At 72.7% G+C, this 25461-nt stretch carries 24 protein-coding genes and 1 pseudogene; 17 read left to right on the top strand and 8 right to left on the bottom strand.

All coding sequences use genetic code 11. The features are described 5' to 3' along the window. Both LZG04_RS32315 and LZG04_RS32310 read left to right on the top strand, forming a co-directional pair. Nucleotides 1–2085: pseudogene (locus LZG04_RS32315) on the top strand (hypothetical protein); the annotation flags it as partial. 42 nt (nucleotides 2086–2127) lie between these two features. Next, a complete protein-coding gene (locus LZG04_RS32310) occupies nucleotides 2128–2655 on the top strand; it encodes a hypothetical protein (protein WP_233824203.1) in 528 nt (175 codons plus the stop codon). Here the strand turns inward: LZG04_RS32310 and LZG04_RS32305 are convergent. Further along, nucleotides 2652–4310 carry a WXG100 family type VII secretion target gene (locus LZG04_RS32305; protein ID WP_233824201.1) on the bottom strand — a complete coding sequence of 553 codons (1659 nt, stop codon included), beginning with the start codon at nucleotides 4308–4310 and terminating at the stop codon, nucleotides 2652–2654. The genes LZG04_RS32310 and LZG04_RS32305 overlap by 4 nt on opposite strands. Before the next feature lie 17 nt (nucleotides 4311–4327). Then, nucleotides 4328–4843 carry a YbaB/EbfC family nucleoid-associated protein gene (locus LZG04_RS32300; protein ID WP_233824199.1) on the bottom strand — a complete coding sequence of 172 codons (516 nt, stop codon included), beginning with the start codon at nucleotides 4841–4843 and terminating at the stop codon, nucleotides 4328–4330. 360 nt (nucleotides 4844–5203) lie between these two features. On the opposite strand from LZG04_RS32300, the gene LZG04_RS32295 reads away from it, so the two are divergent. The 6 genes from LZG04_RS32295 (at nucleotide 5204) to LZG04_RS32270 (ending at nucleotide 12032) form a co-directional block, all read left to right on the top strand. Continuing rightward, nucleotides 5204–6334 carry a BMP family protein gene (locus LZG04_RS32295; protein ID WP_233824227.1) on the top strand — a complete coding sequence of 377 codons (1131 nt, stop codon included), beginning with the start codon at nucleotides 5204–5206 and terminating at the stop codon, nucleotides 6332–6334. A 162-nt stretch (nucleotides 6335–6496) separates the two neighbouring features. Next, nucleotides 6497–8044, top strand: a complete 1548-nt coding sequence (locus LZG04_RS32290) for an ABC transporter ATP-binding protein (RefSeq protein ID WP_233824197.1) — start codon at nucleotides 6497–6499, stop codon at nucleotides 8042–8044. After that, nucleotides 8044–9114: an ABC transporter permease gene (locus tag LZG04_RS32285; protein ID WP_233824196.1), complete on the top strand. Its 1071-nt coding sequence runs from the start codon at nucleotides 8044–8046 to the stop codon at nucleotides 9112–9114. Before LZG04_RS32290 ends, LZG04_RS32285 begins: the two co-directional genes overlap by 1 nt. Further along, entirely contained in the window at nucleotides 9111–10376 is a 1266-nt protein-coding gene (locus tag LZG04_RS32280; protein WP_233824194.1) for an ABC transporter permease, read from the top strand. The genes LZG04_RS32285 and LZG04_RS32280 overlap by 4 nt, the downstream gene beginning before the upstream one ends. After that, nucleotides 10369–10758: a cytidine deaminase gene (locus tag LZG04_RS32275; protein ID WP_233824192.1), complete on the top strand. Its 390-nt coding sequence runs from the start codon at nucleotides 10369–10371 to the stop codon at nucleotides 10756–10758. Before LZG04_RS32280 ends, LZG04_RS32275 begins: the two co-directional genes overlap by 8 nt. After that, the gene (locus LZG04_RS32270; protein WP_233824190.1) at nucleotides 10755–12032 is read left to right on the top strand and encodes a thymidine phosphorylase; all 1278 of its coding nucleotides are present in this window, start codon (nucleotides 10755–10757) and stop codon (nucleotides 12030–12032) included. Before LZG04_RS32275 ends, LZG04_RS32270 begins: the two co-directional genes overlap by 4 nt. A gap of 75 nt (nucleotides 12033–12107) precedes the next feature. Here LZG04_RS32270 and LZG04_RS32265 read toward each other — a convergent pair whose 3' ends face one another. Then, a complete protein-coding gene (locus tag LZG04_RS32265) occupies nucleotides 12108–13316 on the bottom strand; it encodes an apolipoprotein A1/A4/E family protein (RefSeq protein ID WP_233824188.1) in 1209 nt (402 codons plus the stop codon). 408 nt (nucleotides 13317–13724) lie between these two features. Between LZG04_RS32265 and LZG04_RS32260 the strand changes: the two genes are divergently transcribed. After that, nucleotides 13725–14798 (top strand): adenosine deaminase, encoded by a 1074-nt coding sequence (locus tag LZG04_RS32260; RefSeq protein ID WP_233824186.1) that lies wholly within the window; start codon nucleotides 13725–13727, stop codon nucleotides 14796–14798. 81 nt (nucleotides 14799–14879) lie between these two features. On the opposite strand, the gene LZG04_RS32255 is transcribed toward LZG04_RS32260, so the two are convergent. The 5 genes from LZG04_RS32255 to LZG04_RS32235 all read right to left on the bottom strand — a co-directional run bounded on the left by LZG04_RS32255 (nucleotide 14880) and on the right by LZG04_RS32235 (nucleotide 18509). Beyond that, the gene (locus LZG04_RS32255) at nucleotides 14880–16091 is read right to left on the bottom strand and encodes a primosomal protein (protein ID WP_233824184.1); all 1212 of its coding nucleotides are present in this window, start codon (nucleotides 16089–16091) and stop codon (nucleotides 14880–14882) included. Between the two features lie 65 nt (nucleotides 16092–16156). Next, complete coding sequence (locus LZG04_RS32250) at nucleotides 16157–16645, bottom strand: YbaB/EbfC family nucleoid-associated protein (RefSeq protein WP_233824182.1); 489 nt, start codon at nucleotides 16643–16645, stop codon at nucleotides 16157–16159. Then, complete coding sequence (locus tag LZG04_RS32245) at nucleotides 16642–17016, bottom strand: hypothetical protein (RefSeq protein ID WP_233824180.1); 375 nt, start codon at nucleotides 17014–17016, stop codon at nucleotides 16642–16644. The genes LZG04_RS32250 and LZG04_RS32245 overlap by 4 nt, the downstream gene beginning before the upstream one ends. Nucleotides 17017–17020: 4 nt before the next feature. Beyond that, nucleotides 17021–18184, bottom strand: coding sequence for a C40 family peptidase (locus LZG04_RS32240; RefSeq protein ID WP_233824178.1), 1164 nt, complete (start codon nucleotides 18182–18184; stop codon nucleotides 17021–17023). A gap of 1 nt (nucleotide 18185) precedes the next feature. Continuing rightward, on the bottom strand, nucleotides 18186–18509 hold the full coding sequence (locus LZG04_RS32235; RefSeq protein WP_233824176.1) for a type VII secretion target: 324 nt from the start codon (nucleotides 18507–18509) through the stop codon (nucleotides 18186–18188). A gap of 157 nt (nucleotides 18510–18666) precedes the next feature. On the opposite strand from LZG04_RS32235, the gene LZG04_RS32230 reads away from it, so the two are divergent. From LZG04_RS32230 to LZG04_RS32195, 8 genes are all read left to right on the top strand, one after another. Beyond that, entirely contained in the window at nucleotides 18667–19203 is a 537-nt protein-coding gene (locus LZG04_RS32230; RefSeq protein ID WP_233824174.1) for an SMI1/KNR4 family protein, read from the top strand. A 165-nt stretch (nucleotides 19204–19368) separates the two neighbouring features. Next, a complete protein-coding gene (locus LZG04_RS32225) occupies nucleotides 19369–20961 on the top strand; it encodes a choice-of-anchor A family protein (protein ID WP_233824172.1) in 1593 nt (530 codons plus the stop codon). A 94-nt stretch (nucleotides 20962–21055) separates the two neighbouring features. Then, a complete protein-coding gene (locus LZG04_RS32220) occupies nucleotides 21056–21400 on the top strand; it encodes an SRPBCC family protein (RefSeq protein ID WP_233824170.1) in 345 nt (114 codons plus the stop codon). Between the two features lie 59 nt (nucleotides 21401–21459). Then, nucleotides 21460–21984 (top strand): RNA polymerase sigma factor, encoded by a 525-nt coding sequence (locus LZG04_RS32215; protein WP_233824168.1) that lies wholly within the window; start codon nucleotides 21460–21462, stop codon nucleotides 21982–21984. Further along, on the top strand, nucleotides 21981–22751 hold the full coding sequence (locus LZG04_RS32210; RefSeq protein WP_233824166.1) for a zf-HC2 domain-containing protein: 771 nt from the start codon (nucleotides 21981–21983) through the stop codon (nucleotides 22749–22751). Before LZG04_RS32215 ends, LZG04_RS32210 begins: the two co-directional genes overlap by 4 nt. A 14-nt stretch (nucleotides 22752–22765) precedes the next feature. Further along, entirely contained in the window at nucleotides 22766–23554 is a 789-nt protein-coding gene (locus tag LZG04_RS32205) for an ABC transporter ATP-binding protein (protein ID WP_233824164.1), read from the top strand. Then, a complete protein-coding gene (locus LZG04_RS32200) occupies nucleotides 23551–24894 on the top strand; it encodes a hypothetical protein (protein WP_233824162.1) in 1344 nt (447 codons plus the stop codon). Before LZG04_RS32205 ends, LZG04_RS32200 begins: the two co-directional genes overlap by 4 nt. Further along, nucleotides 24891–25460 (top strand): hypothetical protein, encoded by a 570-nt coding sequence (locus tag LZG04_RS32195; protein WP_233824160.1) that lies wholly within the window; start codon nucleotides 24891–24893, stop codon nucleotides 25458–25460. The genes LZG04_RS32200 and LZG04_RS32195 overlap by 4 nt, the downstream gene beginning before the upstream one ends. Nucleotide 25461 lies beyond the last annotated feature (1 nt).

Raw genomic sequence — 25461 nt, 5'->3', positions numbered from 1 at the left:
GGTGAGGGTGCTCTCCACCAGCGCCTCGCGTGCCGGGCCGACGTTGCCGTTCGGGCCGACCTTGGCCCGGACGACCTGGTCGAGCAGGGCTTCCAGGCGCGCGACGGTGGCCGGGTCGTGGCCGGCGGGGCGGGGGTGCTCGGCGTGGTGGGGGCGAGCGGCGGCGCGGGCCTTGTGCTCACCGCGGGCGTGGACGGGCTGGTGCCGGCCGGTGGGGTGGGTGCGGGTGGTGCCGGTGGGGTGGTGACGGCCGGCGGTGGGGTGGGTGCGACGGGTGCCGGTGGCGTGGAGGTCGGCGGGGTGATGGTCGGCGAGGTTGCCACTGGCGCTGCCGTTGGCGTCTTGACCGATGGTGCCGGCGCGGCCGGCGGCGGCGTGGAGGGGTTGGGCGCAGCGGGCGGCGGGGTGGTGGTCGGCGTCGCGACCGGTGGCTTGGCGGGTTGCGGCGCGGGGGTGGCCGGCGGCGGGGTGACCGCGGGTGCCTGCGTCGTCGGGGCCGGGGGTGCGGTGACCGGCGGGGCGGTGGGCTTGGGCGCGGGTGGTGGCGTCGAAGGTGAGGACACCGGGGCCTTGGTGACGTTGCCGTCGCCGGTCGGTGGTTTCGGCGCGTCGAAGACGCCCTTGTCCGGGCCACCGGTGAACTTGCTCGAACGGTCCGTAGACGGGCTCGCGGCCGGAGCGCCGGCGGCGGGCGGTGCGGCCACCGGGGGCGCGACCGGAGCGCTCACCGGAGGCGGCGAGCCGACCGACGGCTTCGGGCCGGCCGCGGTGGGTGCCGGAGTGGTGGGTGCCGGAGTGGTGGGTGCCGGGGAAGGCGCGCTGCTGGGGGGAGGGGTGCTGACGGGCGGTGCGGTGGGCGTGCTGATGGTCGGCTTCGGCGCAGGCGGTGGCGTCGACGGAGAGGTGGCCGGTGCCTTGCTGATGGTGCCGTCGCCGGTCGGCGGCTTGGGCGCGTCGAACACGCCCTTGCCCGGACCCCCGGTGAACTTGCTGGAACGGTCCGACCCACCGGCCGCACCGGGCGAACCACCCGGGGCCATCGGCGCACCGGCCACCGGGGGCGCTGCGGGCGTGGCGGGAGGCGTCACGCCCGGTGCGGGCTTCGGGCCGGTTGCCGGCGGCGCGGTCGCGGTGCTCGGGCCGCCGACGGGCGGCGTGCTCACGGGCGGGACGTTCGGTGTGCCGATGGTCGGCTTGGGAGCCGGTGGGGGCGCGGAGGCCGAGCCCGCGGGCGCTTTGCTGATGGTGCCGTCGCCGGTCGGTGGCTTGGGCGCGTCGAAGACGCCCTTGCCGGGGCCGCCGGTGAACTTGCTCGACCGGTCCGACCCGCCCGCGGCGCCGGGCGCGCCACCGGGGGCCATGGGCGCGCCGCCCACCGGTGGAGGAGTGGCCGACGGCACGCCGGACGGACCACCGGTGAGACCGCGCGCGGCCGTGCTGCCGCCAGGTGTGGTGGCACCGGTGACCGGACCCGCGCCCGGCGTCGGACCGCCCTTGACGGCCGGTGCTCCGGGCGAGCCCGGAGCACCGGGGATCGACCCGGGCGACTTCGACCCACCGGGCGCGTTCGACCCACCGGGCACGCCCGTGATGGGCGGGACCGACCCTCCGCCGGTGCCGCGCGATCCACCGGGCGGCGTCACGCCGGGTGCACCGGGCAGGTTCTTCACCGGCGAGACCGACGGCCCGCCCGACCCCTTGGACCCTCCGGGGCTGTTCGGCCCGGACGCACCGGGCACGCCGGTGATGGGTGGGATCGACGGTCCGCCGGTGCCGCGCGGCCCACCGGGCGGCGTCACGCCGGGTGCACCGGGCAGGTTCTTCACCGGTGTCACGGACGGTCCGCCGGGGCTTTTGCCCCCGCCGGTCCCGTTCGGCCCGGTGGCTCCGGGGATGTTCTTGACCGGTGTCACGGACGGTCCGCCTGGCCCCTTGCCCCCGCCGGTCCCGTTCGGCCCGGCCGCGCCGGGGATGTTCTTGACCGGCGTGACCGACGGTCCGCCTGGCCCCTTGCCCCCGCCGGATCCGTTGGGACCCGTCGCGCCGGGGATGTTCTTCACCGGTGTGACCGACGGCCCGCCCTGACCCTTGCCCCCACCGGGGCTGTTCGGCCCGGACGACCCCGCGATGTCCTTCACCGGCGTCACGGACGGCCCGCCCGCACCCTTCGTCCCGATCGGCCCGCCGCCGGGTGAGCCCGGCGGCCGCTGGGCGTTCGAGTTCGGGTCGATCTTGGCGAACTGGTCGCGGCTGAACTGGTCGTTCTGGACGTGCGTCTGCACCGTGGCCTTCAGGCCCGACTGGACGTTGCCCATCGCGGTCGACGCCTTGTTCGCCTGCTGCACCGAGGCGTCGTTGGAGCTGTTCAACGCGGGCACGGCGACGATGCCGATCGGGCCGAGCGCGTTGGGCGCGAGCTTGAGCCCTTGCAACCCGCTGGAGATCGCCGCCAACCGGGTCTGCAGGTCACCGGCGCGCCGCTGCGCGCTCTCCATGGACGACTCGCTCATCCCGAAGCCGGAGTTGCCGGTCGGCCCACCCGGCGACGGCGGCGGCCCGGGCGGTGGTGGCGACGACGGGTTGCCCGAGGGCCCCGGGGTCGTGTTCGTGTCGACGCCGCCACCGCGTGCCATGGCTGGTTCTCCGGTGCTCTAGGACTGGACGGAACTGCTGGATGTGCCGCTCGACGCGGGCTGCGAGTACTTCGACTGGTACGAGTCGTAGCTCGACTTCGCCGCCTCGCCCGCGGACTTGGCGTCGTTCGCCGCCCGCTCGGCCGCCGTGCCCGCCTGCTCGGCCTTGCGCGAGGCTTCCTCGGCGGCCTTGATGTCGGCTTCGCTGCCGGACGCGAACGCCTTGGCGTTGGCCTCGGCCGCCGCCGCGTTGGCCGCCGCGAAGTCGACGTTCGCCTGCTCGTACCGGGCGTTCGCCTGCTTGGCCGCGTCGTTCTTGGCCGACAGGTCGGTCTCCGCGGACGTGCGCGCCGGGTCGTCCTGACCGGGGTTGTTGCGCTTGTACTCCTCGTACGCGGCCTTCGCGGCGTCGTCGGCGGGCTTGGCGTCCTTCAACGCCTCGTTGCTCGCCTTGGCCGCGTCGGCGACGTCACGGCTCTCCTTCGCGGCGGTCTCGGCGGCCTTCGCGGCCTCCGCGCGCAACGCGTCCGCCTCGCCCTTGGCCGTCTCGTACTTCGCCATCGCGGCGTCGTAGCCCGCCTGGTCGCCGCGCGCGGCGGCGGCGTTGGCCTCGTCGATGGCCGAGCTGACCTTGGCGTTCGCGGCGGCGGCCTTCTCGGAGGTGGCGTTGAGCGCCTCGTTGGCCCGCTTGGCCTCCTCGGCGGCCGCGGCCTCTTCCTCCTTGGCCTTGCTGTACCGCTCGTTGGCCTCCTCGGCCTTCTTGTTGGCGTCGCTGACCTTGTCGTCCTGCACGTCCTTGGCCAGCGCCTTGTCGATCTCGCGGTCGACGCCCTTCTGCGCCTTCCACGACTCGTAGCCGACCTCGGCCACGTCGGCGATGTTCTCGAACCGGTTCCAGCCCTTGCCGACGTTCTCGGTGATCTCGTCGAGGTTCTTGATCCGGGCCATCTGCCTGCCCAGCGCCGCGGTGAGCCGGGCGATGCGGGACGCGATGTTCACGCCCAGCGCCACGGCCTTGCCGACCGCGAAGCCGATGTAGGCCGCGATCGACGCGCCGAACGTGATGACGGCGGTGGCGGCGGCGATCAGCGCGCCCGCCAGCAGCGAGCCGAGCAGCTGGGCGATCAGGTCGCGCACGATGTCGCGCAGCACGGACACCAGCACGCCGCAGATGGCGACGATCTTGGCCTTCTGCTCGACGGCGTTGGCCAGGGCGTCGAGCTCCTGGCCCATCGTCTCCATGTTCTTCTGGAACGCCTCGGCCGACGCCCCGGTCCACCCGTCGACCGAGCCCAGCTCGCGGCGGTGGTCCTCGGCCAGCACGCGCAGCTCGGCGGCCTGCTTCTTGGTCGCCTCGACGTTGGCGTTGATCTCGTCGGGGTCGCCCATCAGCTGGTCGAGCGGTTCCTTGAGGAACGACACGTGCTCGATCAGCCAGCCGATGCCCGCGCCGAGGATCGTGCCGAACGGGTCGACCGCCAGCATCGCCATGGACGACGCCGTGCCGATCGCGGCGAACGTGATGTCCAGCGCCTTCTCGGTCTCGGTCTCCGCGTCCTTGCCGATCGTGGTGATCATCTCGTCCCAGGCCGAGATGAACAGGGAGCCCTTGAACTTGTTCTGCTCGGTGATCTCCATGCCCGGCGGCGAGGCGATCGGGGTGTCGGGGGCGGTCATCGGTCAGGGTCTCCTCGTCACCAGGGCTGGTTCTCGTCGTCCTCGTCGTCGGCCGGGCGCGAGGGGCGCGCCGGGCGCGACGGCTGGGCCTGCGCCTGCCACCCCGCCGCCACCGGTGCCGGCGCCGTGCGGGCGGGCTCGGGCTCCGGCTCGGCGTACTCCGGCTCGGCGTAGTCGGGCTCGTCGTCGCCGACCTCGTCGTCCGGGATGGCGTCGCTGACCATCCGCAGGGCCTCGGTGCCCTCGCCGAGCGGCTCGAACGCGGCCAGCACCTGCTGCGCGGCCTGCTTCTGCGCGGCCTTGGCCGTCTGCATGATCAGGGCGGTGAGGCGGGCGGAGCCGAGCTCGGTGGCGCGGTGGCCGAGCTGGATGTTGAGCAGGCCGCCGTTCGGGCCGACGGTGATGGTCACCGCGCCGTCCGGGCTGGACGCCGTGGCCTGCGAGTTCTGGAAGTTCTCCTGGAGGTCGGCCGACTTGCGCTGCAGATCGGCCAGCTTCGCTTCGAAGTTGTCGAGCCACTGCTGGGGATCCAAGTCAACCTCCTAGGGGGGATATCCGTGCAGGTTGGAGTGCACCGGAGCCCGCCAACGCCGCCCCAACGCCGCACCAACGGGTCAACCCGCGGGCACCCGAACCCCGCCACGCGCCCCGGCCACGTCACCCGATCCACTTATTGACAGTGAGTAACCGGCTACGACGCCCGGAAGTCAGCAGATCACTACGAGTGGCGGAGTCGCCCGATGGCACCAACGATTAGGTCACGTGCGGACCGGTACGTGCGCGGGTGTCATTACTACGGGGTACGGTTCGCCACTCGGAAGCCCCGACGGCACGCCGTCGGGATTTGTCTGCTCCTAGACGAGCAGGGAGGGAGACGAGCCGTGCGTCGTCGAATGCGTGGCCTCGCGGTGGCCGCGATCGCGCTGACCAGCGTTCTCACGATGGCCGCGTGTGCCAAGGACACCGGTGGCAACAACACCGGGTCCGGGTCCACCAACACCGCCGAGGGCTGCAAGCTGGCGGACAAGCCGCCTGCCGCCACCGCGACGTCCAGCAGCGCCGCGTCGGGCGAGAAGGTCGACGGCAGCGCCCTGAAGGTCGGTCTGGCCTACGACATCGGCGGCCGTGGCGACGCGTCGTTCAACGACTCCGCCGCGGCGGGCCTGGACAAGGCCAAGGCCGACTTCGGCATCGCGGAGGTCAAGGAGCTGACCGCCGCGCCGAACGAGCCGGAGGACGCCAAGCAGACCCGGCTGCGCCAGCTCGCGAGCGAGGGCTACAACCCGATCATCGGTGTCGGCTTCGCCTACGCCGAGTCGCTCAAGGTCGTCGCCCCCGAGTTCCCGAACGTCAAGTTCGCGATCGTCGACGGCGCGGTCGACGGCGCGGCGAACGTCACGCCGCTGCTGTTCGCCGAGGAGCAGGGTTCCTTCCTGGCCGGCGTCATCGCCGCCTACAAGTCCAAGTCCTGCCACGTCGGCTTCGTCGGCGGTGTGGAGATCCCGCTGATCCAGAAGTTCGACGCGGGCTTCGCCCAGGGCGCGAAGACCGCCGCCCCGGACATCAAGATCGAGAAGAAGTACCTGACCCCGGCGGGCGACTTCACCGGCTTCCAGGACCCGACCAAGGGCCAGGAGGCCGCGACCGGCCAGATCGAGGCCGGCGCCGACGTGCTCTACCACGCCGCCGGCGCGTCCGGGAAGGGCGTGTTCTCGGCCGCGAAGACGGGCAACGCGCTGGCCATCGGCGTCGACTCGGACCAGTACAACCAGAAGACGGTCGAGGAGTCCAAGGACGTCATCGTCTCGTCCATGCTCAAGCGGGTCGACGTCGCGGTGTACGACTTCGTCAAGGCGGTCGCCAAGAACGACCTGGCGAGCCTGCCGAAGGTGTTCGACCTGTCCGTGGACGGCGTCGGCTACTCCACCTCCGGCGGCAAGATCGACGACAACCTGAAGGCGGTCCTCGAGGGCTACAAGGCCCAGATCATCGAGGGCAAGATCTCGGTCAAGTCCACGCCGTAACCCCACCCGGCCTCCGGCGCACTGGGCCCTGCGAGCACCCTCGCGGGGCCCAGTGCGTGGTCAGCCCCGGCGCGGCCGGAGATCAGACGGAGCTTCCATGAGCGAGCCAGTCAACACAGGGCTTCGTGCTCGGGCCACGCCGAGCCCTGGCGAGGTGTGAGCATGAGCACTACGACCCCTGCCGTCGTCCTGTCGGGCATCACCAAGCGCTTCCCCGGTGTCGTCGCCAACAGCGACGTGCACCTGAGCGTGCAGGTCGGCGAGGTGCACGCGCTGTGCGGTGAGAACGGCGCGGGCAAGTCCACCCTGATGAAGATCCTGTACGGGATGCAGCAGCCCGACGAGGGCACCATCGAGGTGGCGGGCGAACAGGTCCGGTTCCGCACCCCGGCCGACGCGATCAAGGCCGGCATCGGCATGGTGCACCAGCACTTCATGCTCGCCGACAACCTGACCGTGCAGGAGAACGTCGTGCTCGGCGCGGAGTCGCTGCACGGCATCGGCGCCAAGGCGCGCAAGCGCATCCTGGAGCTGGCCGACGCCACCGGCCTGACCGTCGACCCCGGTGTGCTGGTCGAACGGCTCGGCGTGGCCGACCGGCAGCGCGTGGAGATCCTCAAGGTGCTCTACCGGGGCGCGAAGGTGATCATCCTCGACGAGCCGACCGCGGTGCTCGTGCCGCAGGAGGTGGAGGAGCTGTTCACCACCCTGCGCGCCATGCAGCAGCAGGGCTTCACGTTCCTGTTCATCTCGCACAAGCTGGACGAGGTCCGGGCGATCGCCGACTCCGTCACGATCATCCGCCGCGGCACCACGGTCGGCACCGCCGACCCGAAGGCCGTCAGCTCCCGCCAACTGGCCGAGATGATGGTCGGCAGCGAGCTGCCCAGCCCGGAGACCCGCGAGTCCACCGTCACCGACCGCGTCGTGCTCGAGGTGGAGAACCTGGGCCTGGTCGCGGCGGAGGGCACCCGGCCGGTGCTCGACGACATCGACCTGGTCGTGCGCGCGGGCGAGATCGTCGGCATCGCGGGCGTCGAGGGCAACGGCCAGACCGAGCTGGTCGAGACGATCATGGGCATCCGCAAGGCACACCACGGCCGCGTGCTGCTCGGTGACCGCGACCTGACCAAGCTGGGCACGTTGGCGCGCCGCGAGGCGGGCATCGGCTACATCCCCGAGGACCGGCACCGCCAGGGCCTGCTGCTCACGCAGCCGCTGTGGGCCAACCGGATCCTCGGCCACCAGACCCGCCGCCCCGTGGCGAAGGGCCAGTGGCTCGACCTCGCGGGCGCGAAGCAGGACACGCAGCGCATCGTCGAGGACTTCGACGTGCGCACGCCGGGCATCGACGTGGCCGCGGTCGCGCTGTCCGGCGGCAACCAGCAGAAGCTCGTGGTCGGCCGCGAGCTGTCCGGCGACCCCGTGCTGCTCATCGCGTCGCACCCGACGCGGGGCGTGGACGTCGGCGCGCAGGCGTTGATCTGGGACGAGATCCGCGCCGCCCGCGCCAGGGGCCTGGCCGTGCTGCTGATCTCGGCCGACCTGGACGAGCTGATCGGCCTGTCCGACACCATCCGGGTGATGCTGCGCGGCAGGCTGGTCGCGGACGCCGACCCCGCCACGGTCACCCCGGAAGACCTCGGCAGCGCCATGACCGGCGCCACGAGCGCCGAGCACGCGCCGGCGTCGGAATCGGAAGGCGAGTGATGGGAATCTTGCGCGGCAAGCTGCTGCCGCCCGTGCTGGCGATCCTGTTCTCCGCCCTGCTGTGCGGTGTCGCGCTGGTGGTGTCCGGCGCGAACCCGCTGCGGGCGTTCGGGGTGATGCTGTCGCAGGTCGGGGAGGGCACCACCGCGGTCGACATCGTCAACAGCACCGGCACCTACTACATCGCGGCGCTGGCGGTGGCGATCGGGTTCCAGATGAACCTGTTCAACATCGGCGTGGAGGGCCAGTACCGGGTCGCGGCGGTCGTCGCGGCCGTGGTCGGCGGCTCGATCGCCCTGCCGCCCGGCCTGCACGCCCTGGTGATCATCCTGACCGCCGCCGTCGCGGGCGCGCTGTGGGCCGCGATCCCGGCGATCCTCAAGGTCACGCGCGGCGTCAACGAGGTCATCTCCACGATCATGATGAACGGCCTGGCGCTCGGCCTGGCCGCGTACCTGATCGGCTCGGACGTGTTCGGCGAGCTGCGCGGCAACAACATCCGCACCCCGGAGATCCCGGAGAGCGGCTGGGTGCCCGGCATCCCGTTCGGCTCCTCGGGCACGGTGTTCGGCCTGGTGTTCCTGGCCGCGCTGCTGGGCATCGGCTACTGGGTGATGATGAACCGCACCCGGTTCGGCTTCGAGCTGCGGGCCTCCGGCGAGTCGTCCACGGCCGCCGCCGCGGGTGGTGTCAACGCCAAGAGGATGGTGCTGATCGCCATGCTGCTCTCGGGCGCGATCGCGGGCCTGGTCTCCATGCCGGAGATCCTGGGCCGCGACCACACCTACAACCTGAACTTCCCGGCCGGCATCGGCTTCTCCGGCATCGCGATCGCGCTGCTCGGGCGCAACCACCCGGGCGGCATCGCGTTCGGCGCGCTGCTGTGGGCGTTCCTGGACAAGTCGGGCCTGGCCCTGGACAACGTCGGCGTGCCCAGGGAGATCGTGACGATCATGCAAGGCGCGATCGTGCTCTCGGTCGTCGTTGCCTACGAGGTGGTCCGCCGGTTCGAACTGGCCGCGCAGCAGCGGCAGGTCGGTCGGCAGCTCGGAACGGTGGATGCGGCATGAGTACTTCGTTGATGAACCCGTCCGAGGCGCCCACCACCGTCCCGCCGCCCCGCAAGGCGCGCCGGATCCCCGGTTGGGCCGTCGGCGCGCTGGGCGTGGCCGGCGCGGTCGTGCTGCTGTCGACCACGTCGTACCTGACCGACGTGCCGCAGCTGACGTCCACCGGCACGATCCAGACCGCCGTGCGGCTGGCGTTGCCGATCCTGCTGGCCGCGCTCGGCGGCCTGTGGGCCGAACGCGCCGGCGTGGTGAACATCGGCCTCGAAGGCATGATGATCATGGGCACGTGGGGCGCGGCCTGGGCCGGCTACCAGTGGGGCCCGTGGGCGGCGCTGGTGTCGGCGGCCGTGTTCGGCGCGCTCGGCGGCCTGCTGCACGCCATCGCGACGGTGACGTTCGGCGTGAACCACATCGTGTCCGGCGTGGCGATCAACCTGCTCGGCGCGGGCCTGACCAAGTACCTGTCCACGCTGATCTTCTTCCCGCTGTCGCACAACCCGCGCGAGTCGCCGGCCGTGCCGAAGTTCGACACCTACTCGGCCTCCGGCCTGTCCGACTTCCTGGGCGACCTGGAAGCGCAGCAACGGGTGGGCCTGTCCGACGTCGCCGGCATCCTGCGCGGCCTCGTCACCGGTGTGTCGCCGCTGACCATGCTGGCCATCCTGCTGGTGATCGGCAGCTACCTGGTGCTGTGGCGGACCCGGTTCGGCCTGCGGCTGCGCTCGTGCGGCGAGAACCCGGTCGCCGCCGAGTCCCTCGGCGTCAACGTCTACCTCTACAAGTACATCGCGGTGATCTCCTCGGGAGCCCTCGCCGGCATCGGCGGCGCGGCCCTCGTGCTCAACCCGGGCCAGCCCGGTTACCTGGAGGGCCAGACCAACGGCCGCGGCTTCATCGGTCTCGCCGCGATGATCTTCGGCAACTGGCGCCCCGGCGGCCTGCTCGGCGGCGCGGCCCTGTTCGGCTACGCCGACGGCCTCCAGCTGCGCTCCGGCGGCAAGACGTTCCTCGCCCTCGTCTACGGCGCGGTCCTGCTGCTCGTCGTGATCGTGATCTGGCAGCTCGTCCGCCGCCGGTGGTTCGCCGCCGCGTTCGGCATCCTGGCCGCCGGCCTGCTCTACGCCGTGTACTACTCGGTGGACGAGGTGCCCAGCGAGCTGACGACCTACGCGCCGCACCTGGTGACGCTGGTCGTGCTGGCGGTCGCGTCGCAACGATTGCGCATGCCCGCGGCGGACGGCGTGGTGTACCGCCGTGGCTGACGTCGACTGGGACCTGCTGCGCACCCGTGCCGTCGAAGCGGCGCAGTCCGCCTACTGCCCGTACTCCGGGCTCCAGGTGGGTGCGGCGGCGCTGTGCGACGACGGCCGGATCGTCGTCGGCTGCAACGTGGAGAACGCCGCCTACGGCGTCGGCCTGTGCGCCGAGTGCACCCTCGCCGGCCAGTTCGCCCTGACCGGCGGGGGCAGGCTCGTCGCCCTCGCCTGCCGCAGCGGCACGGGCGAGCTGCTGATGCCGTGCGGCCGCTGCCGCCAGGTGATCCACGAGCTGGGCGGCGCGTCATGCCTGATCGACACCCCGTCCGGCGTCCTGCCGATGAGCAGGGTGCTGCCCGACGCGTTCGGCCCGGAGGACCTGCCGTGACCCACACCGCCGTGGACGTGATCCGGGCCAAGCGCGACGGCCACCGCCTGACCGACGCCCAGATCGACTGGGTCGTCGACGCCTACACCAACGGCGTCGTCGCCGACGAGCAGATGTCGGCCCTGGCCATGGCGATCTTCCTGAACGGCATGGACCGCTCGGAAACCGCCCGCTGGACCCGCGCCATGGTCGACTCCGGCGAGAAGCTGACCCTGGACGTCGGCCGCCCCACCGTCGACAAGCACTCCACCGGCGGCGTCGGCGACAAGATCACCCTGCCCCTCGCCCCGCTGGTCGCCACCTGCGGTGCCGCCGTGCCCCAGCTCTCCGGCCGAGGGCTGGGCCACACCGGCGGCACGCTGGACAAGCTGGAGTCGATCCCGGGCTGGCGCGCCCAGCTCTCCGTGGACGAGGTCGTCGCCCAACTGCGCTCGGTGGGCGCGGTGATCTGCGCCGCCACCTCCGGCCTCGCCCCGGCCGACAAGAAGCTCTACGCGCTGCGCGACGTCACGAGCACCGTCGAGTCGATCCCCCTGATCGCCTCCTCGATCATGTCCAAGAAGATCGCCGAAGGGGCCGAAGCCCTCGTCCTGGACGTCAAGGTGGGCTCGGGCGCGTTCATGAAGTCCCTCGACCAGGCCCGTGCCCTCGCCGAGGCGCTGGTCTCCATCGGCGTCGACCACGGCCTGCGCATCTCCGCGCTGCTGACCGACATGTCCGTCCCGCTGGGCCGTGCGGTGGGCAACGCCGTCGAGGTCGCCGAGTCCGTCGAGGTCCTCCAGGGCAACGGCCCGACCGACGTCGTCGACCTGACCGTCGCCCTGGCCGAGGAGATGCTGTCCCGCGCCGGCATCTCCGCCTCACCCCGCGACGTCCTGGCCTCCGGCGAGGCCTACGAAACCTGGGCCCGCATGATCAGGGCCCAGGGCGGCGACCCGGACGCCCCACTGCCGACCGCCCGCCACCACCACACCGTCACCGCCCCGGCCGACGGTTACCTGACCACCCTCGACGCCTACGCGGTGGGCGTCGCCGCCTGGCGCCTGGGCGCCGGCCGCGCCCGCAAGGAAGACCCGGTCCAACCGGGCGCGGGCATCCTCTGCCTGGCCAAACCGGGCGACCGCGTCACCAAGGACCAACCACTGCTCGAACTGCACACCGACACCCCGGACGCCATCCCCGCCGCCCTGGAGTCCCTCACCAACGGCGGCTACGAGATCGGCGACACCCCACCCCCGACCACCAACCTGCTCCTCGACACCATCCGCGGCTGACACCGGCGCGGAACCGCGGCGTCAACGAAAAAGGCCCGGTCCGCACTCGCGGACCGGGCCTTCTCACCTCAGCGCTCAGGCGCCCTCAGCGGCCAAGTCGTCATCGTCGACGTTCCGGTTGTCGCCGGGCTTGGACCCGTTCTTCCGGGTCCGCCGCTGCGGCCGGGGCAGGGCGGTGGGCGGCGGGGGCGGGGTCGGCGAGCCGCCGCCGAGGATCAGCTCCGCGAACGTGGCCATGGCCTCGTCCAACTGGCCGCCGATGCGCAGCTCCGACTCCTGGTTGCTCTTGCGCACCAACCCGGCCAGCGATTCCGCGTCGGGCCGCGTCGACAGCGTGCCCTCGACCTTGGCGATGCCCTGCTCCACGACGCCGGACAGCTCGCCCAGCCGGGCCGCGAAGTCGTCCTCCACCGAGTCGAGCCGGGTGGCCATGGTGTCGAGCCGGGACGTGACCTGCTCCAAGCGCTGCGCCAGCGCCTCCAGCCGGTCCGTCGAGTCGACCTGGTCGCGCGTCTCGTCCAACGCCGCGTGCAGGGCCTCGCGGGCCTCGTCCAGCTTGCCCGTCAACGTGCTGCGGGTGTCGGCGAGCGACGCCGTCAGCGACTCGCGGGTCTCGGTGAGCGACGAGTGCAACCCGTCGCGCGTGCTGTTGAGGTTGTCGCGGGTCTCGTCCAGCCTGCCGTTGAGGCTGGTCGCGGACTCCGTGACGGACCGCTGCAACGCCTCGCGCGTGCCGTCGAGGTGCTCGTGCACGCCCTCGTCGACCTCGTCGAGCCGACCGCGCAGCGCGGCCTCCAACGCCTCGATGCGCTCCCGCAACGGCCCCGTCACCGCGCCGGGCACCTGGTCGACCTTGCCGTCCTGCTTGTCCAGGTGGCCGTCGAGGTCGTCGAGCCGCTTGTGGATGTGGGCGAGCTTGTCCTCCAGCCCGTCCATCCGCCCGGCGACGCCCTCGAACCGGCCCGCCACCCCGTCGAGCCGACCGTCGAGCTGCGCGAACGGCTTGGCGAGCTTGTCGACCAGGCCCTCGACGGCCCGACCGATGCTCTGCACCGCGCTGTCCTGGGCTTCCAACTTCGCCAGCGCCTCGTCCAGCCGTTCGGCCAGCACGCTGACCTCGGTCCGGTCGGGCAGCTCGGACAGGCGCTTGCGAACGGAACCCAGCGATTCGAGCGGGGACATCCGCGCGTGGATCTCGTCCAGCGCGTCGAAGATCTGCTGCTGTTCGCTCTCACGGATCTCCGCGGCGCGCGTGAGCATGTTGCGCATCCGATCGAAGGACATCGTGGAGTTGTTGTTCTCGTTCACGGCTCGGGTGCCTTCGTCCAGGGGAGGGGAGACCTCCGGGAGCCTAACCAGGTTGGGGCGGCGGGCAGTAGCGCCCCCCGACCGGTACCGCCTGGATCGACCTTGCGTGTACTCCGTTGGAGTGACGATCACCGACCTTACCCCAACGTAACGGCCAGCCTGCCTGTCGCTGCTCCCCGTGAGCATCCGCCGTGCGAGTGACTCAAGTCCCGCTCGCCGTAGCGGAAAGTTCTGCATCACGAGTGCACAACGGCTTTAGCACGACGAATGCGACACCCGACCGAGTGATTGGTGAACACACGCGGTGACGCCCAGGTGATCATACCCCCTGATGATCACCGCACGGCGGAACGACACGGCGTGTCACCGGTATACGGTGGCGCCATGTCGACCCCGCTTACCCCGGAGAACCTGCGCCGCGCGCCGAAGGTGCTCCTGCACGACCACCTCGACGGCGGCCTCCGGCCCCAGACCGTGATCGAGCTCGCCGACGCCTGCGGCCACCAGGGCCTGCCCACGACCGACCCGGTCGCGCTGGGCGAGTGGTTCCGCGACAACGCCAACTCCGGCTCGCTGGTCCGCTACCTGGAGGGCTTCGCGCACACGTGCGGCGTCATGCAGGACGAGGCCGCGCTGGTGCGCGTGGCGTCCGAGGCCGTGCAGGACCTCGCCGCCGACGGCGTCGTGTACGCCGAGATCCGCTACGCGCCCGAGCTGTTCACCGACAAGGGCCTGAGCCTGGAGCAGGCCGTCGAGGCGGTGCAGGAGGGCTTCCGCCAGGGCGAGGCGGCGTCCGGCGGCCGGATCAGGGTCGGCACGCTGCTGTGCGCGATGCGCCAGAACGACGGCTGGCAGCGCATCGCCGACCTGGTGGTCCGCTACCGGGACGCGGGCGTGGTCGGCTTCGACATCGCGGGCCCGGAGGCCGGGTTCCCGCCGAGCAAGGAGCTGTCCGCGTTCGAGTACCTGCGGCAGCAGAACGCGCACTTCACCATCCACGCCGCCGAGGCGGCGGGCGCGGAGTCGGCGTGGGAGGCCGTGCAGCTCGCGGGCGCGGAGCGGCTGGGCCACGGCGTGCGGCTGGTCGAGGACATCAAGGGTGACGACGTGGGCCACTTGGCCGCGTACGTGCGGGACCGGCGCATCGCGCTGGAGATGTGCCCGACGTCCAACGTGCACACCGGCGCGGTGGCCTCGCTCGCCGAGCACCCGATCAAGCGGATGCACGAGCTGGGCTTCCGGGTCACCGTGAACACCGACAACCGGCTGATGAGCATGGTGTCGATGACCGGCGAGTTCGCCACCGTGGTGGACAACTTCGGGTTCGGGTGGGACGACCTGCGCAAGTTCACCGTCAACGCCGCCAAGGCCGCGTTCATCACGCACGAGGAGCGCCGCGCGCTCATCCAGGACGTCATCGAACCGGCTTACGCCGCCCTGGCCCAGCCGCAGCGGTAGCACCCGCACGAGGCGGTAAAAGCAGAGGTCGCGGGCTCCGATGACGGCCCGCGACCTCTGCTGCTCCGTGCCGCTCGGCGGCTATCGGACCCTGAGCCGGTCCTCGAACGCCGCCACGAGCGCCCGCCACGCCACCTGCTCGTCGTCGAACGGCGCGCTGGGCGCCAGCCGCGTGGGGTCCGGCTTGAGCACGTACGACACCAGCCACCCCAGCCGCTCGGACTGGTTCAGCGCCACCTTCACGGTGTCGTCGTTCGCCCACTCGCCCGCGTCCTCCAGCAGTTCGACCACCAGGTCGAGCTGCGTGGGGTCGATCGCGTCCGGGCCGTCGAGGATGTCCTCGTCCAGACCGGTGAGCACGTAGACGTTGTCCGGGTCGACCTCGACCTCCAGGTCGCCGCCGGTCGCCTTGGTGACCAGCTCGCCCCAGGTCGACACCTCGGCCAGGTCGTTGTCGTCGGCCTCCACGATGAACCGGGCCAGCGCGCGCGGCGACGTGAACACGTCGATCTTGCCCTTGCGGCCGAGGAACACCGGCTGGTCGTCCAGGTAGCAGCGCAGCGTGTAGTACTCGCCCGCGCCGCTGATGATCTTGATCGGGTCGATCCCGACCTCGCCCCAGAACCCGACCGGCTCGTCGCCGTCCTCGTCGTCCTCGTCCTGGGAGGCGGCCGCCGCGGCGGCGTTGGCCTCCTCGAACTCGGCCAACTCGTCCTGCGCGGCCTTGAGCGCGGTCTCGTCGACCTCCGGCGTGGTCACGACCTCGTCGATCGCGTCCAGCACCTCGTCCCACTTCTCCGCGACGACCTGGGAGATCTCGGTCCACAGCGCCTGGCCCTCGCGGCCGGTGAACGGCAGCGTGCCCTGCGGCAGCAGCGCGAAGCCCTCCGCCGAGTCCAGGATCTCGTGGACCTTCTCCAGCTCGCAGACGTCCGCCAGCGACCGCACGATCGAGATCACGTCGGCCAGCTCGCCGATGACCCACGTGTCGGGCTCCTCGGCGACCAGCTCGGGCACGCCGACCAGGTCGAACTGGTGGTTGTCGTCCGGCGACAGCTCACCGACCGACAGCGCGGGCACCACGTGCCACGCCGGGTGGTCGGTCAGGTCGTGCTCTTCGGTCTTGCGCACGAACGCCGCCAAGTGCGCGGCATCGGGGAACGCGTACAGGTCCTCCTCGTGGCCGAGGAAGGCTTCCCACTCCTCGCCCTCTTCCCGCCAGCGCGGGGCCCACAGGGTGACCACATCACCCTGGGTGAGCCCCAGCTCGATCGGGACGATGTCCTGTGCCATCCGACCTCCCGGTCACGCCATGCCCCTTTGCGATGCGGGGGCAAGAGTACGGGGTCGATCACGCGCTACTGCCGTTGACCACGGAAAGGGTCCGCGAAGTAGTCGTCGTCGTCGATTTCCTCCGGCTGCGGCCGAGCCGCCGGACGGCTCCGCACCTGACCCGCCCACGGCGGCCGCGCCGGCCCCGACGCCCCCTGCTGCTCCACCACAGGGGCCGTGACCTGCGGTTTCGGGGCTGCCTTCAGGGGTGGTGGGCCGGCGAACGCCTCCACCGCCATCGCCAGGCCGTCGCCCAACGACTTGGCCAGCTCGTTGTAGCCGCGCTGCACGGCCGCGTCCGTCGCCAGCCGCGCCGTCTCCACCACCAGCCTGCCGACTACCTCCGGTCCCCGCGCCAGCGCGTTCGGGTGCAGGTCGAGCGCCTTGAGCTCACCCGTCGCGGTCGCCGTGGCGCGGGCCAGGCGGGTCGGGTGCTCGGCGCTGCCGGTGGTGCGGGCCAACACCTCGGTCAGGGCCTCGGCCGCCGCGAGCCGCTGCTCGTGCGCCTGCGTCATCGCGAACCCCTCAGGTAGGAACCTCCGAAGTCGTCGTCGTCGGGACCGCGGTCGAAGCCGATCTCGGCCAACGCCCGCAGCGCCGCCGGGTCGGCCACGCGTTCCAGGCTCCGGTGCATCCGCGCGGCCGCGTCCCGGGACGCCCGCGCCGACACGCGCAGGATCTCGTCCGCCAACGCCCTCGGCCCCATGTTCAGCGCCGCCGGCGACACCCGCACCTCCTGGGGCGGTCCGCCGGGCGCGGTGACGACGGTGACCGCGCCGTCCGGTGACGACGCCCGGCCGAGCACCGGGCCCGTGCGCGCGACGTGCTCGGACACCCGCCGCTCGGTGTCGGCGACCCGTTCGGCCGCCCGCTGCGTCTCGTCCACGTCCTCAGCCCGTCGGTCGGTAGAAGCCCATGAAGCCCATGCCGCTGTTGCTCGTGCGGATCGGGTTGACCTGCACCGGGTCGCCCGCCTCCACCATCTGCCCGTTGCCGATCACCATGGCCACGTGCCCGTCCCAGACGACCAGGTCGCCGGGCAGCAACTGGCCCGGCGGCACGGACGCGCCCATGGCCTGCGACGACGCGGGCCGCGGCAGGTCGAACCCCGCGCCCGCGTAGGCCCACTGGGTCAGGCCGCTGCAGTCGGTGCCCTGGGGCGGGTTCGCGCCACCCCAGACGTACGGGGTGCCCAGGGCGGACAACGCGTTGCGCACGGCACGTGCCGCGGTCTCGTTGGGCGCTTCGGCGGAGCTGCCGTCGGGCAGGTTCACGCCGACGCCGGTGCCGGGCTGGGGCGGGATGGCCACCGGCAGCCGGGGCCCGATCGGCCCGCCGCCTCCACCGCCACCACTTCCTCCTCCGCCGCCGCCACCGGTGCCGCCGCCTCCACCGCCGCTGCCGCTGCCACTGCTACCACTCGACGAAGTAGACGACTGACCGCTGTCACCCGTCGAGGAAGTCGAGGTCGTGCCACCGCTCTCCACGCCCAGCGGGTCGCCGATCCCGGCGAAGTCCGGCTGCGTCAACCCCTGCAACCGCGTGACGACGGCGGTCAGCTCGCCGCGGACCCGCTCCAGCTCCTGGCCGGTCTTGCCCTCGTACTCGCGCGCCTTCGCGGTCACCTCCGCCGCCACCGCGAGCACCGCGCCGATCCCGCCGAACACGCCCGCCGCGGCCGCCGCCGCCAACCGGGGCCACGCCCAGCCGGTGAACTCGTCGATCAGGCCCTGGATCGCGGTCTTGCCGGAGGTCACCGCGGTCACCGCCGCGGTCGCCGCCTCCTGGGTGGTGGTCGCGTTGCGGGCCAACGTGCCCACGCCGCCGGAGAACTTCGCCACGCGTGACTGGAACGCGTTCGCCTTCTCGCCGTACCAGTCGCTCAACGCCGCGTTCGCCGCGCTCGCGTGCCTGCCGTCCAGCTCGGTCAACGCGGTGGCCGCGCGCCCGAACGACTCCGCCGCGCCCGTCGCGCCGCCGGTGTCGCCCTCCAGCTTGGCGAGGTGGTCCTTCATCGGCTGGACCAGAGCCGCCAGGAAGCCGCCGACGTCCACGTCAGACCTGGGCTGCCCGGCCGAGGTCGGCGCTCGTGCGCGCCTCCTGGTCCTGGTAGGCCGCGGCGGTCTTGCCGACCTCCGCGGCGAACGCCGACAGCGCGGCCGAGGCGGCGGCCACACCGTCCACTTGGGCCTGTGCGGCGCGCTGGAACGCCGCGCCGAGCCCGACCTCGTCGCCGATCGCGCCGAAGCTGCCCGCGGCCAACGACGTCGTGCCCGCCAGCGTGGCCGTGCCGATGGTGCCGACCTCGCTCGCCAGGCCCGTCGCCGTGCTGCCGTACGTCGTCAGCGCCGCGGTGTCGACGCCGAAACCCCGTTCCACGCTCGTCCCCCTTTGGTGCCGTGCGACCGCGATACTGCCCCATCCGCCGACGGGGCGTGCGGCGTTCGGCCAGATCCTGCCCCGATGAGCGGTACCACGGGCGGTCGCGCTACCTGATCATGGGTGAGTGGGTGTTTTACGCCATTGGGAACGGATCGTGGCGTGGCTCGACGACCACGCCCCCTCGACCGGTTCGGCGTTCGTGCCCCCCGAGGACGGCGCCGCGGTCGAGGCGCTGGCGGCCGCCAGCGGGCTGGAGCCGCCCGCCGACCTGCGCGCGTGGTGGGCCGTGTGCGGCGGCACGGCGGACTTGGCGTTCGCGGAGGTGCTGCCGCCGTTCTACACGCCGCTCGGGCCGTCCAACGCGTTGAAGTCGTGGCGGCTGAAGGAGCGGTTCTGGCCCGCGGACCTCGCCACGGAGGCGGGCACGCCAACGAAGGGCTTCCACCCGATGTGGCTGCCGATCGCGTTCGACGGGTGCGGTGACGCGTTGGCGCTGGACCTGCGGCCGGGCGTGCTGTCGGGGTGCGTGGTCGAGTGGGACCGCGAGGCTGGCGAGATGCTCAAGCCGGAGTGGACCAGCCTGGACGAGATGCTGGACCAGGTCGCCACGGCACTGGAGCACCGCGGCCGGGTGGGCCACTGCGAGCCGTTGGTGACGACCGACGGCCGGTTGGGCTGGTGCACGGACTAGCGACCGTTCGTCGTGAGCGTTGAACTCGGGGGTTCTGAACGTAGGACACACGCGTTCTGAACGTAGGACTCACGCTGGTGGGTGAAAAACGGGCACGTCGGCGCGCTGAAGCGGGCGCGGTGCTCTTGGCTGCGGGGAGGGTGTCGACCTCCACGGGAGCCGGGCATGCAGATCAGCCGCATCGGAGCAGTCGGTCTGGCGGTCGCTGTCGCCGTCGCCGCGATCGGGTGGGCGTCCGGCGCCCCGGCACGGCTCACCGCGTCGGTGAACCCGCTGCGGCCCGTCGCGCCGAACGACGTGAACCTCGACCCGAGCCACGGGTTCCTGGTGCTCGTCGAAGGTGACGCCGGGCTGTACGAGAACGAGACCGAGGGGCCGGTGGCGGTCGGCGGGGATGTGCGGTTCCGCCAGTACAACGCCGGGCTCAACCACGCCGGCACGTACGTGCTGCCCGGCGACACCCGACCGACCAGCCTCGTCGTCGGCGGCGCGGTCGACTTCGCGCAGAGCACGGGCACGCTCAGCGTGCTCAACAACTCCTACGCCAAGATCGGTGACCTGGGCGCGGCGGACGTGATCCCGTCCGGCGGCGTGACGTGGGTCGTGCCGGACGGCGCGGCACCGGGCACCACGCCGGGCGTGTCGATCCAGACCTCGCAGCCCGCCGCGTCGGTCGGCGGTGGCAGCGGCTTCGACTTCGCGTCGCTGTTCGCCACCTACCGGCAGCTCAACGCCGAGATGGCCACGTGCCCGTCGACCGTGACGCTGACCGACCAGAACGGGCAGAACCCGTGGAACGGCACCGACCCGAACGCGACGATCGGCCTCCAGCCGGGCCAGAACGTGCTGACCCTGACGCCCGCGCAGATGAGCGCGCTGGACAACATCAACCCGCGCAACGGCTACCTCCAGCCGAGCGACCAGGCGTGGTTGGTCGTCAACGTCGACGTGACCGGTGACTACACCTGGGACGTGCCGAACGTGAGCTGGCAGGGCAACGAGCCGTCGCAGCACGTGCTGTGGAACTTCACCACCTCGGGCACGATCACGCTGCCCGCCGACTCGCCCACGGTGTGGGGCACGATCTACGCGCCGAACGCGACCCTGGTGGACCTCAGCTCGGCGAACATCGAGGGTGCCGTGGTGGTCCGGTCGCTCGTGCACGGCGGTGAGACGAGCGGCAGCGGCGGCGAAATCCACTACGCCCCGTTCGACAACATCGTCACCACCTGCGAAACCACCACGACCACCACGACCACCACGACCACCACGCCGACCACCACGACCACCACGCCGACCACCACGACCACCACGCCGACCACCACGACCACCACGCCGACCACCACCACCACGACCACCACCACCACGACCACCACCACCACGACCACCACCACCACGACCACCACCACCACGACAACCGCACCGACCACCACCACCACGACAACCGCACCGACCACCACCACCACCACCACGACCGCGCCGACCAGCACCTCGACCTCGACCTCGACCTCGACCTCGACCGAGCCGACCACCACCTCGGTCACCACCGGGTCGACCACCACGACCACAACCCCCGGCAGCACCACCACGGGCTCGACCACCGGCACCACCAGCCACCCGGCCGCCACCCGCCCCGGCGACGACGAGCTGGCCGCCACCGGTGCCTCGACCCGCGGCACGCTCGCGCTCGCCGGACTCCTGCTCCTCTCCGGCGCGACCGCGCTGGCCCTGACCCGCCTGCGCGACCGCCGCGGGTGACCCGGTCACGAGCAGAGCCTCACCTGATCGAGCGACGCGCCGAGCGACTTGGGCGCCGCCGTCTTGAGCCCGCCCCGGCCGGGTACCCGTGGCCATGACCAGCTACGAGCACCGGGCGCCGGTCGAGATGGCCGCACGGGAGCTGTTCGAGTTCCTGGCACGCCCGGGGAGCCTGCCCCAGCACCTGCCCGGCCTCTCCGGTTCGACACCGGGCATCGACCACGACCGTCGGCGCGTGTCCTGGGCGGAAGGCCGCTACCGGGGTGAGCTGACGGTCGTCGAGGACGGCGCGGGCCGCAGCCAGGTGACGCTCGCCGTCGAGACCGACGAGCCCGGCGACGTCCAGCGGGAGCTGGAGGAAGCGCTCGCGGCCGTGGTGCACCGGGCCACCGCCGAAGCCGACGTGGAGGCCGCCGGCAAAGACGACACCTGGTACTGATGTGACCCAGATCACTTTTCGTTGAGAACCTTTCCCGCCCCCGCACCGTCTTGCCGGGTGTGAACGAGGAGCAGCTGGTCCGCGCGGTGGCCCGCGGCGACCGCGCGGCCTTCGAGGAGCTTTACCGCCGCACGTCGCCGTGGCTGGCCGTGCGCCTGCGCCGCCGGTGCGCCGACGAACAGGTCGTCGCCGAGGTCATGCAGGAGACCTACCTGGCGGTGTGGCGGGCGGCCGGGTCGTTCGCGGGCGCGGCGGTGGACGGCACGGCGGTCGGGTGGCTGTGGACGATCGCGGCACGGCGGCTGGTCGACGCGTTCCGCCGGCGTGCCGCCCACCGGGCCGGGCCGCTGCCCGTCGCCCAAGCCGCGCCCGCCGCCGAGGACGAGGTGCTGGCGGGCGCGTTGAGCGACGCCGTCGGCGGCGCGTTGCGCGACCTCGCGCCGGAGCTGCGGCAGGTGTTGCAGGCCATGGTGCTGGACGGGCTGACCGTGCGGGAGACCGCGGTGCTGCTCGGGGTGCCCGAGGGCACCGTCAAGACCCGCGCCAGGCGGGCCCGGATCGCGATGCGGGAGGCACTGTCATGAGCGGGCACCCGAACGCCGACTCGATCGCCCGGTACGCGTCGGGCGGCGACCTGCCCGCCGACGTGCTGTGGGCCGTCGAGGCGCACCTGGAGACGTGCCAGACGTGCCGCCTGCGGCTGGCCGACGCCGCTCCACCGCAGGTCACGGCGTTGACGGCGGCCGTGTGGGCGGAGCTGGAGCCGTCCGGCGAGCCCGCCCGCCGACGTCACCGGCTCGCCCGCTGGGCCACGCCCGCGTTGCTGCCGTGGCTGGCGATGACGGCGTTCGCGGTGCTGGCGGCGCTGGCGCTGGACGGCCTGCTGCCCGCGGGCGGTGTGACGGCCGCGGTGCTGCTGATCGCGCCGATCGTGCCCGTGCTGGGTGTGGCGGCGGCCTGGTCGAGGGGGATGGACCCGGCTCACGAGCTGGTCGTGTCCACGCCGAGGGCCGGGCTGCAACTGGTGTTGCGCCGCACGTTCGCGGTGCTGGTGGTCGTGCTGCCCGTGCTGCTGGTGGGCGGGTGGCTGGCCGGGGCGTCACCCGCGTACTGGCTCCTGCCGTGTCTAGGGGTCACGGCAGTGGCGCTCGCGCTGGGCGGCCTGATCGGGGTGCGCCGGGCCGCGATCACGTCCGCCTCCTCGTGGGCGGTGCTCGTGATCGGTCCGGCGGTGCTCGGTGGCGGTGTGCCCGGCGTGCTCGCGCCGGGCGCGGCCCCGGTCTGGGCGGCGGTGCTGGTCGGGGGCGCCGCCGCCGTGTTCTTCAGGTCCGCGGCCTACGCGCGGCTGTGACGGAGGGAGGGCTCGTGGCACGTGCGGTGAGCGCGGCGGAAGTCGCGCCGACGGAGTACGCCTGGCAGGTCGAGGCGAGGGACCTGCGGGTGCGCGCGGGTCGCAGGATGGCGGTGGACGGGCTGGACCTGCGGCTGGGCCGCGGCGTGCACGGGCTGCTCGGGCCCAACGGCGCGGGCAAGACCACGCTGATCCGGTCGCTGGCGACCGTGCTGCGGCCCGCGTCGGGGACGTTGCAGGTGCTCGGCTCGCCCGTGTCCGGGCCGGTGGACCTGCGCCCGGTGCGGCGCGCGCTCGGCTACCTGCCGCAGGACTTCGGCTACTACAAGCGGTTCACCGTGCGCGAGTTCGTCGAGTACGTGGCGTGGCTGAAGGAGATGCCGAAGCGGGACGTGCCCGGTGCGGTGCAGCGCGCCGTCGAACGCGTCGGGCTCGCCGACCGGGCGGACGACCGGTTGAAGACGCTCTCCGGTGGCATGGTGCGGCGGGCCGGCATCGCGCAGGCCATCGTGAACGACCCGGAGGTGCTGCTGCTGGACGAGCCGACCGCCGGCCTCGACCCCGGTCAACGCGTCCGGTTCCGGGAGCTGTTGCAGGAGCTGGGTTCGGACTCGTGCGTGGTCGTCTCGACGCACCTGGTCGAGGACGTCGCGGCGGCGTGCACGGACGTGGTGCTGGTCTCCGGCGGCAAGCTGGTCTTCCAGGGCACGCCCGCCGAGCTGGCCGCGGCGGGCGGACCGGGCGATGTCGGCGACAGCCCGATCGAGCGCGGCTACTCGGCGCTGCTGGGCGGTGCGTGGTGAGGATCCTCGGGATCGAGCTGAGGCGCACCACCGCCGTGCTGCTCGGGCTGCTGGTCGTGCTGGTCATGGTGGGCCTGCTGGAGTGGGCTCCGGCGACCAAGAACAGCACCGCGTGGACGCGGCAGTGGACCACGTTGGCCGAGTGGGTCCGGTTCATGCTGGTGTTCTCGTGGCCGTTGACGCTGGCGGCCGGCGCGATGCAGGGGATGCGGGACCGGCGGTCCGGGGTGGGTGAGCTGTTCGCCTCGACGCCGAGGCCGCGTGCGCACCGGGTCGGGTGGACGTTGGGTGCGTTGGCGGTGTCTCTGGTCGTGGCGTACGCGGTGGTGCTCGCGGTCGGGGCGGTGCGGGTGGTGTCGGCGACGGACTACTTCCACCTGGGCTGGATGCCCGTGGCGCTGGTCGGGGTCGTGGCGCTGGTCGGCGCGGCCTGGCTGGGCGCGGGTCTGGGCCGGCTCCTGCCGTCGCCGCTGGCCCCGCCGGTGTTGGCGGCGGGCGGGTTCGCGTTGATGTCGCTCGGGTTGGGGCAGCCGGGGGACGGGCTGCCGTGGTCGGCGCTGCTGCCGTCGCTGCCGTTCCCCCGGTCGGTGTTCTCGTCGGTGGCCGCGTCGCTGACCGCCGTGCAGGCGTTGTGGTTCGCGGGGGTGGCGCTGGCCGGGTTCCTGCTGGTGGCGCTGCGGCGGTGGTGGCTCGGCGCGCTGCCGGTGCTGGTGGCGGGCGTGGTCGCGGTGCCGTTGGCCCCGGCCACGCCGGGGGAGGCCGTGACGGCTGATCCGGTGGCCGCGGAGCTGGTGTGCGTGGAGCGGTTGTGCCTGACTCGGGCGCACGAGCACGAGCGGGCGGCGTTGACCGGGCCCGCTCGGGAGGTGCTGCGGGTGCTGGGGAAACTGCCGTCGCCGCCGACGTCGGTGCGGGAGGTGGCGACGTCCGAGCGCGGGTGGCGGGACCGGCGGCAGGCGGAGCCGACCGACGCCGTGTGGGTGGACCTGGACGAGTTCACCTACTTCCGCAGGACACCGATGACGTCCGAGCAGGTGACGTCCTACCTGCTCGCCGGGGCGGGCACCCGCACGTGCTACGGCGACTACATCCCGGAGGAGGTGGCCCGCGAGGTTGCCGCGCGCTCCGTGATGGCGGCCTGGCTGACCGGTCACCTCCAGCCGCTGCCGAGCTACCGGGCCTGGCTGGGCGACGAGATCGACACCCTGTCCGCCGCGGCCTGGGACCACCTGCGCGCCCTGCCCGAGCCGACCCGACTGGCCCGCGTCCAAGCGGCCCGCGAGGTCCAAGCCTCCTGCGTCGGTGACGCCCTCTCCACCCTGACCGGCGGCACCACGTGACGCGGTGGGTGCTGCTCTACGCCCGTGCCCGGCACGTCCCCGTGTCCGCGGCGGCAGCGGCGGTCGGGGTCGGCGGGCTCGGGGCGCTCGCCCAGCCGGGCGGCAGCCCGCAGTCGGCGGCGTTCGGCGCGGCCCTCGGCATGGCCGCCGTCGCGACCGGGCTCGGCGGGCACGACCGGGCGCTCGACCGCACGGCCGCGTTCGGCTGGCCGCCCCGCCGCGCCGCGCACCTGCTGCTCGGCGGCACGGTCGTCGCCGCGCTGCTGCTCGCCGTCGGCCTGGTCGCCGACCCCCTCGCCCCCGACGCCTTCCTGCTCCGCGACGTCGCCGGGCTGGGCGGGCTGGCCGCCCTGGGCGCGCTGTGGTTCGGCTCACGCACCGCCTGTGTGCTGCCGCTGGGCTGGGCCGGCGTCACGCTCGTCGTCCCGCCCGGCGACGACGATTGGCTCACCCGCCTGCTGACCTGGCCGGTGCAGCCCGCCGGCACCACCTCGGCCACGGTCACCGCGGTCGTGCTCGGCGGCGCCGGCCTGCTCGCCCACAGCTGGTTCGGCTGCCGCCGCTGAG

The organism is Saccharothrix sp. S26 (genome assembly GCF_021390395.1).
Taxonomy (GTDB): Bacteria; Actinomycetota; Actinomycetes; order Mycobacteriales; family Pseudonocardiaceae; genus Actinosynnema.
This window is presented reverse-complemented; position numbering and strand designations above follow the sequence as displayed.